Below are 15,221 nucleotides of genomic sequence, written 5' to 3'. Positions count from 1 at the left end.
TAGGGCTAAGCTTCAGTGGCGCCAAGGCTCGCGCAGCGGCACGCTTCCGCTCTCGATTTCAATGGCATGCAGACGTGGATATTTTCGCCACCTTTTCGACGTTGATCTGGTGCTCTGAAGGCCCCATGACTCGATTGCGCGCTGCCATCAATATATTGGCGACGCACGGCGTCTTGCCGTTTTCATCGACCTCCCATGTAGCAGTATTGTCGGGGGACCAGTCCTTGATAATCTCGAGCTTGTCATCCTTAATTCTACGTAGGAAAGTATATTCGACATCGTTGCCGCCGCTGACCGAACCCACGAGCCTTATTGATTGGTTAGGATTGAGTGGTTCGTCTGCGTCGATCGAGAACGTGGCTGATTGAATGGGGCGCGCAAGGTAGGGAACTCCGGGGCGAGATAGCATCCCACCGTATTGCCATGCTGCCGAGTCAGCCACATTCCCGACTATGATGAACTGTTCATAAGGCGAGACCGACGTCGTGCCAGCACGGATGATACGACTCACGACGAAGCTCCGGTCTTTGGGAGCTGTCACGTTTGGAAGATTTGTACGCCCTGCGGTAGCATCGTTGATCAAGGAGAACGTGTTCAGATGGCTTGTTTGCACCGAAGAAACCCGTAGAGGCCCTGTAGCGCCAAGCGGCTTTATTAACAGTGTTGGACGTGCGTACCCAACTAACTGAGGGGAGGAATACTCAACGACAGAGGTTATCTTCGGATCGGCATTTTCAGTGGGTCGCACCATCCCAAGTCCAGTATCTGACTGGAAAATGATAACGCTGTTGTCGTATGCACCTAAGCGCTTAAGTGCCCGCAGGATACCGGCCATCTGCTTAACCGCACACGTAGCTTGCGGCAAATAGTTCGGCCAATCTTCCGTTCTGGCAACACCTATCCGACAGTCCTCGTCAAGAATAAAGGGTTTGTGCGGCGGATAGAAATGCAGAAATTTATACACTGGATTGTCATCTGTAACGGCGATGTCTTCCGTCAATATTTTCGCAAAGTCCATCGACAAGGCGATGTCGTTGGCAGTGCTGCTATCCGCGTTCGCTGGTCCTGTCGCATCAGACCAAAGCAGTTTCCCCTCATTATATACGAGCGGCTTCAGCAAGGTCGGCGCCAGGCGTAACAGCGCGAGATCGACAACAATCAACGGATTTGATTTGCGCTGCTTCCCAAGACGTTGTCCAATTGAATTAGAAAGAAACGGTAGTGTCGAGCAGTAATACTTGGTCCTGAAGCAGAAGGCATTCGATGGCTGGACGGCGCTGACATCCCAGCCCTTGTCGGCGAGGTGAGACATCATGCTGCTCGAGCGAAGCCATTCACCGATTTCTTCTATCGGATCCATACCGTCCTGATGCTGGTCGAAGAACAGCCGCCCAGTCTGAATGGCAGCGATGGAGAGCGTCGTCCAGTTCGCATAGCCCGCGTGGTCCGGATAATAGGCAAAACCATCAAATTCAGACAATAGATCCGGCTGTTGCTCAGCAATTTGTTTGAAAGCATCCGATTGAAGGCTATCGAACATAATGTGAATGACGTTGACGTCGCGAGAAAGGGTCATCAGGGGACCGAGAGAAGTCGATATCCGATCGCGGGCCGCCAAGTTGTAGATGGGAATTAATAGGGCTAGGAAAGTCAATCCGGAGAGGATCATCAATGCTTCGCGAAGCCGCAAGATTGCGAAGCCTGCCGTCAATAAGAAAATGACGAAAAGCAGGATGAATTCGACCACGCCCCTCCCGCTACTAACGATATAAGGATGGGTACCGCCATCGATAGGCGGTATAACGCTTGTCGTGACTCCTTGACTCGCTGCTATCACACAAGTAGCAGCCCCGAGCACCACCGACATCCCAACGGGCTTGAAGCCCGTAATGCCAGTGATCACAAAAGCCACACACCCTACAACGATGGATATGAGCACCGGCGGCAGGAGCTGTAAGATGGAGCTTCCAGCGAACTCACTGATGTTTCTGGAATAGACATCTAGCGCGACCGTAAACAGAGTTACAGCTAGAAGCGCTGAGGCAAGAGCGTGGCCTCTCCACGATCCGGTGTGGCCAGCCAAATTAGTCATCCATTTCTGGAATAGGATATCAACGTTCTTCCCGTGCTGGAAACAACGAGATTCTCCAACACACGAGCGCGTCGTCCAATTAGCGAGATAAAGTGATCATAATTGTAGTCAGGGAAAATATCCCTACGCAGCGCCAACATTGTCCGTACTGTGGGATCATCCTTCGGCACGAATTCCACGACCCCGGTGGGGGCGACGGAAATTAACCAGTCAACGACCTGCTCCAACGGGATGTTGTGCGCGATCGCTAAGTGATGCTCGAATGCGAGCGCCAGGGCGGCATCCGCTTTCGCTCTTGACGCGAAACCAGTTCGTTCTTCCTGAAGCCAACCCTGCGAAGGCGACTGATTTCGAGCATCGAGAAATAGCGGGAGGAGATTCAGCGATTTGTTTTTAGCACGATGATAGGCGCTGTCCAGCGCTTGCTGATCGAAATCGAAACCAAAGACGCGTTGAGCACCATTGTGCAAGGCTACCTCAGAATAGTCGCCCGTGTTGCAGCCAAGATCTATGACCGTTGTAGCGCCGCTACGTCTGATGAAATCGCCGACGAACTGTTTTTTTAGTGTTGCTTCCGTATTGCTATAAGTATTTGCCGTGGCGTAGTTGGCCCATGTCGTGGGATCGGTATCGCGAGGTGACAAGCCAGCGATCCAGTTGCGAAGTTGCTGCAGCGTCGCCGTATATGCGTTGCGGGGAAGCTGGCGATGTTGTGCTTTTTCGGCTTGTCCGGCAGAAGCGCTACGCTGAAATTTATCCTGGAGCACCAAATGAGCGAGGACGCGCCACGAAACCTTTTGCCGAAATCTCAGCATTTTTACGAAATCGGCAATCGAGATTCCCTCAAGCGCGCCACGGTACCAGGCGTTGTGAGAAATGCCGAAGAATGATCGAAGCAGTAGCGGAACAAGGAACTGTTCGCAAAACTGCCTGTGCCCTTCCCAATACTCTCCGTCGCGATAGCGACGAACGGAAAGGTGATCTATAAAAACCGGCGTCGGGCCAAGGAATTGCACATTATAGGCAGTAGCATCAGATAGCGTGAAACCTCGGCCAAGCAAATGCAGATGGAAATCTAGGTGTAAAAGAGCCGCATCTTTCAGCATTGAAAACGACCATTCGTACGGATACGAAATTAAGGGTATTCTCGGATGCTCCAGCAAGTAGCTTGCGGTCTTGGACGGTGATGGAGCCGTCGATTCGGTGGTTGAGACAATCATCGGTGATTCGAAAATGCCAGCGTTCCTGGCAGCCTCATAATCAGCAGCGGCCGATGACTCGACCGTCCGATATATATGTTCGGTGCCTTCGTAAACATGGCCTGACGGATCGCGAAATGAGCCCGAAACACGCGATAGCATCATTTCCGCTCGCGGCCGCTTTTCTGTCTCTGGTTGTCTCCGGTGCGACAGAGGAAGCTTTTTACCCTTTGCCAAAACAACGAAATTGAAGCCGCGCCAACGGCGAAAGCTCCAATGACAGATTGGATAATGATGCTCCCCGTGCCTGGATCGAGATATGCATAAGCTGGGGTGACTATGAGAGCAAAAAGCGGAGTTAAAACCAGAAGTCTTGCGACATGCATAGAAGCAACCTTTCAAAGACTAAAAATTGCATAGCACCTGTCACAAAACTGTCAAGATTGGATGGCGTTGCGTGTTTACTGCGTCGTGGTCGTTTCGGACATCATGACGCACGCGAACGGCCCGCCCAAAAAGCTGAGGAAACCTAATTGGTGCGAAAACCCAACGGCTTGCTGAAGATTATCACCTTGGTAGTTCCGTGACGAGTCGTCCCACTTTGCTTCGTGAAGCCGGAAGGCCCATGTTGCTTGAATTCTATTTGTCCACAGCTTCGCGCGTCCCGTTTTCCGCGCCGCTCGATCCAGCGACAAAGTTGTTGTCAGAACTCTTCCGGAGCCGCCGAGGCTCTAACCGCCGCTGGATGAAAGTTCAGTGGCAGCTCAAAACCTCGACACGCAACCAAACGCCCGACCCTGCGGCAACCTCGCCGTCGGCGAGGAAGGTTATGCCGGCAGATTCGAGAGCGCTCTGGATTGCGGTGAGGTTGTTGGAGATAGGCGTGCGCTTGCCCGTCTCAACGTAACCGCCCGATTGGAACCGCCTGCCGCCTAGCGCCCTGATGGCCTAAGACACGTGTTTAACGACGTCGTTAGCGACGTGTCTTAGGCGAGGATTGCGATGCGCGTTGAAATTCTTGGGCAGGAACGTCGACGGCGGTGGCGCGAAGAAGACAAGCTTGCGATTGTCATGTCGGTTGGGGTTTCTGGAGCCACGATCACAGAGATTGCTCATCGTCATGATGTAACGCGGCAGCAGATATACGCCTGGCGTAGCGAGCTCAAGAAGAAGGGGCTGCTCCCGGTGTCTTCGAATGCATTGTTCATTCCCGTCGATCTGAATGCCGTGCAGAACGATGCCCCTAAATTGAGGGAGAGCTGCTCCGGGATGATTGAGCTACGATTGATCTGCGGCCGCACGCTTCGTTTCGAGAGTTCTATGGCTCCCGATGTCCTGACGCAGATTATCCGGGCAGTGGAAGCAGCATGATTGGGCCTGGGACCGGCGTTCGGGTGTATCTTGCGTGCGGGATCACGGATATGCGCAAGGGAGTAGAAGGCCTTGCCGCGCTTGCGCAGGATGTTTTGCGTCAGAAGCCGACTGGCGGCGCGGTCTTCGCCTTTCGCGGCAAGCGTGGCGATCGTTTGAAGCTGCTGTATTTTGATGGCCAGGGCTTCTGCCTGTATTACAAGATCTTGCAGAAGGGGCGGTTTCCTTGGCCTTCGGCATCCGACGGGACTGCCCGGCTGACGTCGGCCCAACTGGCGATGTTGTGGGAAGGGATCGATTGGCGTCGTCCTGATTGGGGTGCGCCACCGGCCCGTGTCGGGTGATTTTATCCCACTGAAACCACTGGTTTTTATGGAAATTTATCCTGTCTCGTGGTAGTCAGGATCATGTCTAGCGCGACGACAAATCTTCCGGACGATCCAGCCTTTCTCAAGGCAATGATTGCCGCTTTGCAGGCGGAAAACGCGAAGATGTCGGCCACATTGCAGGCGCATGATCAGTTAATCCAAACGCTGCGGCTGCGCATTGCCAAGCTGAAGAAACAGGTCTTCGGCAAGTCGTCTGAAAAGATTGAGCGTGAAATCGAGCAGTTGGAACTGGCGCTTGAGGATCTGTTGATCGCCGCCGCTGAAGGCAGTACGGCGCCAATCGATGAACCTGATGAGGCGGCGTCTGTTGTTCCCTTGGCGGATACGTCTGAAAAGATCATGCGCCGGCGCCCACGCGTCTCGGACAAGGCGGTTCGCGAGCGCCGAGAGCTCGATCCTGGCTCCTGCTGCCCGGAATGCGGAGGTGAATTGCGTCTTGTCGGTGAGGACGTCAGCGAAATCCTCGACATGATCGCCGCGCAGATGAAAGTCATCGAAGTTGCTCGACTGAAGAAGTCCTGCCGCTGCTGCGAGAAAATGGTGCAGGTGGCAGCACCCAGCCGCCCGATACCGGGCAGCATGGCCGGCGCTGGCCTCTTGGCGTACATTCTGGTCTCGAAGTTCGACGACCATTTGCCACTGTACCGTCTGAACGAGATCTTCGCCCGCATGGGCGCCGACATTCCCGACAGCACGATGGTTGATTGGTGTGGTCGCGCCATGCAGGTTCTGCAGCCTCTCATCGAGCGGATCGAAACGGCGGTCATGGCAAGTGACCTGCTTCATGCGGACGACACCCCGATCAGGGTGCTGGATCGCTCGCTGCGAGACAAGGGGTTGGGCAAGGGTGTGAAGAAGGGCAGGATCTGGACGTATGTCCGCGATCAGCGTCCATGGGCAGGCAGTTCCCCGCCCGGTGCAGTCTACTATTTTGCTCCTGACTGGAAAGAAGAGCACGTCCACCGCCACCTCAAGCAATCAAGCGGCATCCTTCAGGCTGACGGCTACAAAGGATATGGCAAGCTATACTCGCCTGGAGAAAAGGGAGAATCTCGCTTCAAGGAAGCCGCCTGCTGGGCTCATTGGCGACGAGACTTCCACGATATCTGGACATCAAACAAGTCCGAGATCGCGCGAGAGGCTCTTCATCGCATCGGAGCGCTTTACGACATCGAGCGTGGCATCAATGGGCAGCCTCCTGAGATCCGTCTTGCTGCGCGTCAAAAGCAGAGCAAGCCTAAGGCCGATGCATTCCGCCACTGGGCTGAAGCTCAACTCACGCGCATTCCGGGCAAAAGCGATCTGGCGACAGCTTTCCGCTACGGATTGAGCCGATGGTCTTCGCTCTGTCTGTTCCTCGAAGACGGTCGCGTTGCGATCGACAACAATGCCGCCGAGCGGGCACTGCGTCCGATAGGCCTGGGAAGACGAAACTGGCTCTTCGCGGGAGCCGATACGGGAGCGGAGACCTTGGCACGCGCCATGACGATCATCGAGACGGCAAAGATGAATGGTCTTGATCCGCAGGCCTATCTGGCAGACGTGCTCGATCGCATCCACGATCACAAGATCAATCGGTTAGACGAATTGCTTCCGTGGAACTGGTCGGCGATCACCACAATCGACGCGAAGGCAGCCTGATGGCGACAGTCACCTACGTCCGTACGATCAAATTTGTTGCCGAAATCCTCGAAGAGGACCCGGAGCTTCTTCAGGCAATTGTCTCCAACGATGATAATCTGAGCTACGGCAGCATCATCTCCGTGTACACCGGAGACGACGAATCGGTGACCGCACTGACGGACGACGGCATGGACGAATTGGAGCAGATGCTCAAAGATGCCCGCCGCTCACCCCAAGAATGGAACGACTGTCCTCGACAGCTTTGTTGACGACGAGCTGCTCGTCGCTCGCATCAAAGCAAAATCTCGGCGGTAGCAATCGGGCGGTTACGTCTCAACGTCTCTGATGGTCGACACCGACGTGCCACTTAACGAGGCCAGTTCGGGCTGACGCGGTGATCGCGCCGGCCGGACTGGCGGTATAGGGCATCACCATCTTGCCGACGTTCAATGATGCCGCAGTTGCCGATCTCTCTATTATTTCGCCAGTCGAACTGGCCCTAAGTGCGCTGTTCAACCCGGCGAGCACGACGCCCGGCGCCAGTTCCTGGCCAAGCCGATTCCGATGGGATCACTCATCTTCTTCGGTGCCATGCTCGGCCTTCTGGCGACGCCGCCCTTCAGATGGGCGGGCAAGGGTTCGCGGGTTTCATTGCGGTGGAAGACAGTCATCGGCTGGCTTCTCTTCATGCAAGGCGTGTCTTCATGCAAGGCGGGGCATCCACCACTTCGGCGCGGCGTTTTCCCGTTCGAGATAGGCGTTGAGGATCGCCTCGTCGGTCTCGCCGTTGAGGGTATATTCCTTGGCGTGGATACCGCCGCTGATGTAGAGGAGGTCGAGGCCGTAATTCAAGGCGCCGCGCACATCGGTCGGCATGCCGTCGCCGATCGCCAGCACGCGATCGACGGGGAAATCGCCGCGAAGCTCGCGGGCAGCCGCAAGCGTTGCCTCGTAGATCGGCCGATGCGGCTTGCCGGCGATGCGGGTGCTGCCGCCGAGCTGCTCGTAATAGGCAGCTATGGCGCCGGCGCAGGGGATGATGCGATGGCCGCGCTCGACGATGAGGTCGGGATTGGCGCAGATCATCGGCACGTCTCGGGCTTTGAAATCGAGAAGCATGTCGGTGTAATCTTCCGGCTTCTCCGTCTCGTCGTCGAAAAAGCCGGTGCAGACCAGCGATTGCGCTTCGCCCGCCGGCCGGCGCTCGATGTCGAGGCCGTCGAGGAGCGGGCTATTTCTCTCGTGGCCGAGCAGAAAGACGGTCTTCGGCCCTTCGGCGATCAAGCCGCGCGTGACGTCGCCAGAGGTGACGATCCTGTCATAGGCGCTGTCGGGAACGCCGATCTGGCGCAGCTGCTCGACCACCTGCCAGGAAAGGCGCGGAGAATTGGTGATGAGGACGACGGCGAGGCCGGCCTCGCGTGCCGCTTCAAGGGCTGCGGCCGCCTTCGGGAACGGATCGACGCCGTTGTGAACGACGCCCCAGACATCGCAGAGCACCACATCATAGTGACCTGATATCTCCGAGAAGTTTTCTATCCGCTTGGCCATTCCGATTTCCCGATTTGCTTCAGTCACCGGTGACATTGCAAAGGCGTAAGGCGATGGCAAGGCATTTTCTTCGCTGCCGGGCCAACGCGAAGAGCTCGAAGTGCAATCCGACAGCAGCTTTCGAAGCTGCGAAGTTCGGCCACACTCGTCGCTCGGATACCTGACCCAGGCAGGCTACGCCGGGATCATCGTCGCATGCCGGATGAAACTTCAGTAGCAAGTGATTTAAGAATTTGCTTCACGTTTGGGGGATCAGGTCATCCTGCTTATGTCGGGCGTGCGGCCGAGATGCTTTGTGAAGTATCGCATCATGCTCGAGACATGCCATCGCATGTATTTCGCATCGGCGTGACTCGCGCGGCGAGCGTCGTGAACCACGGAGACTGTTGGCAGCAGAATGACCTTCCAGCCTGCCTTCCATAGCCTAGCACAGATGTCCACATCCTCGTAGTAGAGGAAAAAACCTTCATCAAACCCGCCGACTTCCGCGAATGCTTCGGACCGAAAAAGCATGAACATGCCTGCAGTCCAATCAACCGCTGAAGATCGGTTGGGATCTATCGGAAATCTTCCGTCACTCTTGCCCAACGCCTTCCTGAGAAGACCGAAAGGCGTCGGAAAGTATCGAGCGCTGTCTTCGATGGTTCCCCCGGGATTGACTATCAGAGGGGCCACAAGGCCGACCCTGGGGTCACTCATCGCCGCTTTGAGATGGCCAAACGGATCCGCCTGAAGCCGGATGTCAGGATTTGCGACGCAGAACAAACCACTGTCGCAGCGCCTAAATGCCTGGTTATGGTTTGCTGCGAAGCCCTTGGGAGAAGGGTTCTCGATTTGTAGGAACGGATACCGTCTGTCTCGAATAGGCAATTCTTCCGGAATGTTTTTGGTCAGGACAACATTGAGCCCGGAACAGCGACTGTCTAAATCGTCCAGCAGCAGGTTCGCAATCTCCCCCTGTCCGTGGCTCACGATGGACACGCATATATCGCTCATGCTCGCTTCAACCCTTCCAGGGTTTCCAATGTCAGTTGGGCCGTGCGTTCCCAGGAGAATGATTTTGCCCGCTCGCGGCCTTGGGCGGACAGGGCGCCAAGCAGCTCTGGTTCCGTCAGCAGCCTCACAAGTCCGCCACGGATGTCATCCACATTCGTCGGGTCGACAAGGATCGCCGCGCCTTCGGCGATCTCCGCGGTAGCGCCGGTATTGCTGGTCAACAGCGGTATTCCGCGCGCCATCGCTTCAACCACCGGCAAACCAAACCCCTCGTAGAGTGATGGATAGAGAAGGGCCCTAGCGCCTTGCATCAGTTCTGCTAGAGAAGAATCGCTGACGTGCCCCAGAAAATCTATGGTATCGTTCGTCTTGAGGCTTTGTAGCAAGTCGCTTACCATCCATCCCGTGGCGCCGACGATAACAAGCCGCGTGTTGCCCCGGGTGGCATCATCGAGCATCTGCCAGGCGGCCAGCAATCGTGGAAGATTCTTTCGTGGCTCTAAGGTTCCGACGAAGAGCAGGTAGTCGCCTGAGTTACGTTGGTCGCGGGGAGCCTGCGAATCCGAGCCCAGCTTGCGTGCAGCCAGCAGCGTGACGGTTGTCTTTCCTCTACTCTCTGGAATGATGCGTTTTAGGTCCGTTTCTGTGGTCCGCGACACCGCAAATACAGCCTGCGCCTTTGCCACTGAACGTTGCATAATAGCCGGAAAGTAAAAGCGCTTTAAGCGCTCGTGCACCTCGGGAAACAGTTGGAAGGTTAGGTCATGTATTGTAACGGCCATTGGCCTTTGCGAAGCCACCGGTAATACGAAGGCCGTCCCCCAATGCACATCGATTCCAAGTCGGCGCATATGCCACGGAATCATTAGCTGCTGCCAGATCACTCTGATATGGCGGTTGTTGGGCGCGCGGACGAAACGAAACCGATGGTCCAATCCGGCTTCCGAGCAGAGGGAAACGGCCTTCTCGCTCGCGAAGATCGTGAACTCGTGGTTGATGGACGTATTGCGGCTCCAGCGCGACAAAATCTCTATAAGATAGACTGATGTTCCTGTCTTGGGGCCGCCCAATCCGGTTGCGTCAATACTAATTCTCACGTCGCTCTCCGGTCTGAGGGCGCTCCCATGAGGTCCTCTGCGGGATAGATGAAGGGTGTCCCCGCGATGATGCCGTTGCAAACGATGTCGAGCCCGGGCGACTTGCCGGGTGCAAGGTCGTCCAGACTATCTATATGCACGGCGAATGGCGGCCAGCCCTTTCGCTCCTTAATACAATCCAGCGGGACCATGCGCCGAAAGAAGAAGTGATAAGCATATTTCTGCGCCCGTTCGATCGTGGCGTCATTCAGCCTTTCCCGCAGCGGCAGAGCATCGAGCAAGCGCAGATAATTTTCTTCCGAGGTTGCATCCATCGTAACGCCTTTGCCACGAATCCAGGCCTCACCGGCGACAATGACCGGTATTCCCATCGCCGAAAGCTCAACGCCCATTTTCGTGCCATAGATCAGGACGGCGTTGCAGTGAGACATGGCGACGTAGGTACTTGCTTTGCTTTCGGGCGGAATGATGAAGACATTTGCCGGCAGGTTAGGAAACTGGCGCCGAATTTCGTCGACGGCAGGCTGCCGGGATGGAAGCGTCCCTGTAAGTTCGGCCGGATGAACCCGTATCAGCAACTGCAGGTCGGGCCGCTTTTCGAAGTAGGCAATGGTCTTGATCAACCAGTCAACCATGTTCGGAAAGGCGTTTGCCTTGTAATGCAGCTGCGCGTCCCAAATCACGTTTGTGAGCAACCCGATGGTCGGACGTCGGAAATCAATGCCGATTTCCTCCTCAATCGAGCGGGTATCGAACTCCGGCTGATCGTGAAACTTCACCCAGTCTTGCTGGCCAACCCATCTGCTACGGAGATACTGCGTGATCTGCTGCTGCTGCATACCGTTCCAAGACATATCCTCCCAAGACGATACCGGTTCGGTCATCAAGCCATGATGATAGGTTTCATGGTGATTGAAGATAAAGCATCCCCGTCTGTAGGCTGGATGCCACGTCACCACGCGCACGCCGAGGTGTCGGGCTGTTTCCGATATGATGCCCTGGGGAACATATATCCCGTGATTTAACACCACGGCATCATAGTGACCTTCGGCAAGCAGGCGTCGGGTGCCGTAATAGGTCAGAATCGCCGCTTCCAGGTAACGCCTAAGGATCACGTCGGCTCCAGACACCTTCTCAAGGTCGCCTCTTGAAAAAAAACGGAGAGCGCCCGCCACGGCGTGCTCCCCGATGGGAATGCCGTCCTCTATATACGCCGCGATCTCGCTTTGCGGCATCTGCGTTGAAGTCGTCTTTGCCTTGAAGCGATCGGCGTCAGTGAGTTTCGAGTTGAGTCCGATCGCGTTGAGTCCGGCCCGGTCGAGCATTTCAGCGGATGGTCGATAGCAGGTCAGACAGCGGTCTTTTGGGCCATGCTTAGCCAGCTTGTCGACATCAGAATACCAACTGATCTCGCACATCATGCAGGCAGGCAGCGCCGCATCGCAAATGAGGAAGTCAATACTGGCGTCACGAATCGCCAATGCCATTCCAAGCAGGCTTTCCATCGTCATGGACGGCAGATGTCCGGCAGTGCCTGTTGCAACCAAGACGCGCTTGGCGCCGTCGATCAAAGGTGGGCGTACCGGCTCGAGTCCCGCTTGTGGTTGCCATGCCGCCCAGTCGGGCAGTCCACCATGGCGGGCACGCCATCTTACATATGCGAGATGAAAGCGGCGATACCAACCATGTCGGCTAAGCCTGTCGCGAATGCGAGACAACAGCGGCCTCGTAGGCACGGTTAAGGCAGCAATGGGGTGGCGATATTTCACTTGATCTCCGTTAACTCACCGATCGCCGCGCGGACTGGATGAACGGTTGCCCTGGCCTGCTCGTTTCAGGTGCCGGCGAAGCCGGAGTACTCTTGCGAACTAGCTCTCTCCTTCAAGTGCCTGCGGTAGATAGTAGTCTCTATTCCGTGTCCATTGGTTAGCGCAATCCCCTTCTCAAGTGACTGAACGCCAAAGTTCAGCCATGCATGCAGAATCAGAATGGCGCGCTACCACAGCGAAGTTCAGGCTGCGGCACGATGTTGCCTCACGCCCTCTTGGATGCTCAACAGCAGCCGGGGGAGCAGCTTCAAAACAAGTGTGTCCGGTTTCTACTTTAGAGTAGTTCACCCGGTCCTTCTTTTTTGGACGAGATGATAGTCCCTACCGAAGGTGAGGATTGGGTCCAGAATGCTGATGTACCGAGATGAGAGAATAATAAAACATGTCCGCACTGCTGCGCTGGTTCGGACATAATCGCTTGTCAGATAGCGCTTTGCCCCCGCCTTGACCCTGCGGGCGACCTTTGTCTTCATCCGGTACGAGCCAGACAACTCCTGGGTATTCTGATTGCCGTACCGTTCCTCATACAGCACCTTTGCGGCTTCGTGGCGCTGCTTGAGCCACTGATAGTTTTCGGAGGTCGGATCCTCGCTCCAGTTCCTATAGTGCTGTAGCGCAACCTTGCGGCTGTATACCACCTTGTACCCCGCAAACAGGACCTCTGCTGTCAACGCGTTGTCGATGCCGTAATCGCGAAACTCTTCAGAAAATCCCCCTATTTTCTTCAACAGAGCGGTGGGCAGCAGCCCTTGGTTGACATTCAATATGCCCGTCGAAGAAACGCCGCCAATAAAGGGCGCGTCGACGAAAGGCCCCTGAAGATCTTTGGTCTTAAGAGCCACCATGCCGATCGACGGATCCGTTCGAATGATAGAGACAGCACGGTCCAGGCCATGATCGATGACTTCGTTATCGTCGCTCAGCCAGCATACATAGGGCGTCGTCACAATGTTAAAAACATCGTTATACGCCTTGGCCTGGCCCAGCTTCTTGCCGACCAGCACGGGTATTATGTTTTCTCCAGCAATGCTTTGGAGGTACTCCACTGTGCCATCCGTCGAACCCGCGTCGGTTACGTAAAGACGAAAGACTGTCTTGGTCTGGCTGACGATGCTTTCGACACACCTCTGGAGTTGATCCAGCCGGTTATATGTGCCTAAAACAATCGATAGCTGATGCTCCATTGCGGAAATCTCTCCAGTATTTTCGAAAGGTAACGGTTCGCCAGGCAAACATCGACACGAGGAACCTGGCTTATTTTCGCTAATCTAATGGACGCAGTGCAGCGTTCATCCAAATATGATTTCTGGGAAGTTTTCGATTGATGGTCTTTTCACGTCTGCTCGTTTCAGTAAGCCGGAAGCCGGCTTGTTCCAGCAGATTTGTCGCTGCTGAGATTTCCGACGGGTCATTCGCGTCAAGCTCGACAAGCACGCTTTTTACTTGGTTTAACACGGTACGAGCACCGTCGAGGATGCCCAGTTCAAGCCCGTCGACGTCGATTTTCAGTAACGTCGGTGGCGGAAAATCATGATCAAGCACCATGGAGTCGATGGAGACTTTAACGCAAGGTTGCCGGAAGACTGGCTCGCTCTCTGCCCACGGACTCTTCGCCCCAACATGATGGATCGAGCTTCCCGCTTCTACCTTCGATAGATGAAGCTCATCAAAAGCCAAATTACCTTGGCCGAGAGCCACACTGAAGGGAACAATGTTGGTGAACCCGTTAATCACGATGTTATCGCAGAGGCTCGCATAGTTATGGGCCGCTGGCTCGAACGCAAGTATTTGAGCAGTCGGCTGAAGAATCGCGGCATAAAGTGAAAAGAGCCCCACATTGGCGCCGACATCCCAGAAAACGGTAGCTGGCACCATTTCCGCCTTGAGCCACCGAACCGTTTCAGGTTCCTTACTCAGGAAGGAGGCCGCTCGCCCCCGTTCTACGTCGTTGATGCATCGAACCAGGAATTGCTGGTCATCGACCGCAACTGGATACTCGTGCGAATTTGCTGTCACTTCGTCGCCTCCGGTCAAGATACGTCTTCCAGAAATCCAGCATCGCTTTTGGGCTCGAACTCGTCGGCATCCACACCATCAATATAAAGCACTAGACAGGTATTCCTGATCCTGAACAGCGAACGCTGGAGGCTGAGCTCCTGCAGGTACCCGAATACACCGGGGCTTTTCGGAGCATAATCATGCCATATAATGACACCACCGGGAGCGAGCATCTCCAGAGACTTCTCCGTGTCGTTCTTGACGGCGTCGTAGCTGTGATCCGCGTCGATGAAGATGTAATCCATGCTTTTGGCATAGGGTGTCGTGTCGAATTTTTTGGAGTCCGAAAATATTTGCGTAATTCGGTCGCGATAGGGGCTGTCCTTGATCAGTTTCCCTATGTACGGCCCGTATCGCGTGTCCTCAGCCGGATCGAGGTTCAATGTGGTGACAGTGGCATCCGCATCTATTGACGCAAGCCCTACGGTCGTGCGCCCCATATAAGTTCCGAATTCGAAGATCCGTTTTGCACCGCGATGCTTCGCTGCCGCCACCACGAACATCATGTCCATGTGGTTTTCGTGATGACTGGCCTCGTTGCTGATGCTCAACGGCAGCGAGATACGACTGATGCCGTCGAAGATCTCTTCTGCATACAGTTCCCTTATCTTGCTGATCTGGCGGGTTTTCTCGAAAGCCACAGCTGCCAGATGAGTGTTGAGTGCGATGCCGAATTCCTCTTCCAGCATTCCAGCGGCATGAAGTTCCGCCAGTCGCGCCTTAGGATGAACATCAAGGAGCAGAAGGCACTTGGCCAGAACGGAGTGCATCAGCAAATATGTCGGTATCCGCATCGACTGGAGGATACGTTCGATCCGTCCTATCATGGCACCCGAGGAGAAGAGCACTTCTACGAACTGCTTCAGCAGGATTCGCCCGGCTTTCATGTTCTCAAGGCCCTTCAAGGCCTTTTGGGCATCGAATTTCGCGACCTTGTTGTTGCCGTCGTTCCAATCATCTCGAAGGAGATAATCAAGCAGCCAAAGCTTCGTTCTATCAAAAATCTTGTTCACATT

At 55.2% G+C, this 15,221-nt stretch carries 12 protein-coding genes and 2 pseudogenes; 4 read left to right on the top strand and 10 right to left on the bottom strand.

Going from position 1 to position 15,221, the window contains the following annotated elements; all coding sequences use genetic code 11:
* Positions 1 to 58: 58 nt before the first annotated feature.
* Positions 59 to 2,092, bottom strand: coding sequence for a sulfatase-like hydrolase/transferase (locus AC2444_RS02285; RefSeq protein WP_012756159.1), 2,034 nt, complete (start codon positions 2,090 to 2,092; stop codon positions 59 to 61).
* Positions 2,089 to 3,456 (bottom strand): SAM-dependent methyltransferase, encoded by a 1,368-nt coding sequence (locus tag AC2444_RS02280; protein WP_012756158.1) that lies wholly within the window; start codon positions 3,454 to 3,456, stop codon positions 2,089 to 2,091. Before AC2444_RS02280 ends, AC2444_RS02285 begins: the two co-directional genes overlap by 4 nt.
* A gap of 837 nt (positions 3,457 to 4,293) precedes the next feature.
* Between AC2444_RS02280 and tnpA the strand changes: the two genes are divergently transcribed.
* The 4 genes and pseudogenes from tnpA (at position 4,294) to AC2444_RS02260 (ending at position 6,989) form a co-directional block, all read left to right on the top strand.
* Positions 4,294 to 4,662, top strand: a complete 369-nt coding sequence (gene tnpA, locus AC2444_RS02275) for an IS66-like element accessory protein TnpA (RefSeq protein ID WP_012756395.1) — start codon at positions 4,294 to 4,296, stop codon at positions 4,660 to 4,662.
* 50 nt (positions 4,663 to 4,712) lie between these two features.
* A complete protein-coding gene (tnpB, locus tag AC2444_RS02270; RefSeq protein ID WP_130665924.1) occupies positions 4,713 to 5,006 on the top strand; it encodes an IS66 family insertion sequence element accessory protein TnpB in 294 nt (97 codons plus the stop codon).
* A gap of 63 nt (positions 5,007 to 5,069) precedes the next feature.
* Positions 5,070 to 6,692, top strand: coding sequence for an IS66 family transposase (tnpC, locus tag AC2444_RS02265; protein WP_128450348.1), 1,623 nt, complete (start codon positions 5,070 to 5,072; stop codon positions 6,690 to 6,692).
* A pseudogene (locus AC2444_RS02260) lies at positions 6,692 to 6,989 on the top strand (hypothetical protein). Before tnpC ends, AC2444_RS02260 begins: the two are co-directional and overlap by 1 nt.
* A 293-nt stretch (positions 6,990 to 7,282) precedes the next feature.
* On the opposite strand, the pseudogene AC2444_RS02255 reads toward AC2444_RS02260, so the two are convergent.
* The 8 genes and pseudogenes from AC2444_RS02255 to AC2444_RS02220 all read right to left on the bottom strand — a co-directional run.
* Positions 7,283 to 7,384, bottom strand: a pseudogene (locus AC2444_RS02255) (bifunctional riboflavin kinase/FAD synthetase); the annotation flags it as partial.
* Positions 7,377 to 8,225 carry a TIGR01459 family HAD-type hydrolase gene (locus AC2444_RS02250; protein ID WP_012756155.1) on the bottom strand — a complete coding sequence of 283 codons (849 nt, stop codon included), beginning with the start codon at positions 8,223 to 8,225 and terminating at the stop codon, positions 7,377 to 7,379. The pseudogene AC2444_RS02255 and the gene AC2444_RS02250, both read right to left, overlap by 8 nt.
* A gap of 252 nt (positions 8,226 to 8,477) precedes the next feature.
* Positions 8,478 to 9,221: a glycosyltransferase family 2 protein gene (locus AC2444_RS02245; protein WP_012756154.1), complete on the bottom strand. Its 744-nt coding sequence runs from the start codon at positions 9,219 to 9,221 to the stop codon at positions 8,478 to 8,480.
* Positions 9,218 to 10,318, bottom strand: a complete 1,101-nt coding sequence (locus AC2444_RS02240; RefSeq protein ID WP_012756153.1) for a glycosyltransferase family 4 protein — start codon at positions 10,316 to 10,318, stop codon at positions 9,218 to 9,220. The genes AC2444_RS02245 and AC2444_RS02240 overlap by 4 nt, the downstream gene beginning before the upstream one ends.
* The gene (locus AC2444_RS02235; RefSeq protein ID WP_012756152.1) at positions 10,315 to 12,087 is read right to left on the bottom strand and encodes a capsular polysaccharide export protein, LipB/KpsS family; all 1,773 of its coding nucleotides are present in this window, start codon (positions 12,085 to 12,087) and stop codon (positions 10,315 to 10,317) included. The genes AC2444_RS02240 and AC2444_RS02235 overlap by 4 nt, the downstream gene beginning before the upstream one ends.
* A 344-nt stretch (positions 12,088 to 12,431) precedes the next feature.
* A complete protein-coding gene (locus tag AC2444_RS02230) occupies positions 12,432 to 13,331 on the bottom strand; it encodes a glycosyltransferase family 2 protein (RefSeq protein ID WP_012756151.1) in 900 nt (299 codons plus the stop codon).
* 79 nt (positions 13,332 to 13,410) lie between these two features.
* On the bottom strand, positions 13,411 to 14,181 hold the full coding sequence (locus AC2444_RS02225) for an FkbM family methyltransferase (protein WP_041935461.1): 771 nt from the start codon (positions 14,179 to 14,181) through the stop codon (positions 13,411 to 13,413).
* Positions 14,178 to 15,218 carry a class I SAM-dependent methyltransferase gene (locus AC2444_RS02220; protein ID WP_012756149.1) on the bottom strand — a complete coding sequence of 347 codons (1,041 nt, stop codon included), beginning with the start codon at positions 15,216 to 15,218 and terminating at the stop codon, positions 14,178 to 14,180. Before AC2444_RS02220 ends, AC2444_RS02225 begins: the two co-directional genes overlap by 4 nt.
* Positions 15,219 to 15,221: the final 3 nt, after the last annotated feature.

Source organism: Rhizobium sp. WSM1328 (genome assembly GCF_057653715.1).
Note: the sequence above shows the minus strand (reverse complement) of the source record. Positions and strands in the feature narration are given on the sequence as shown.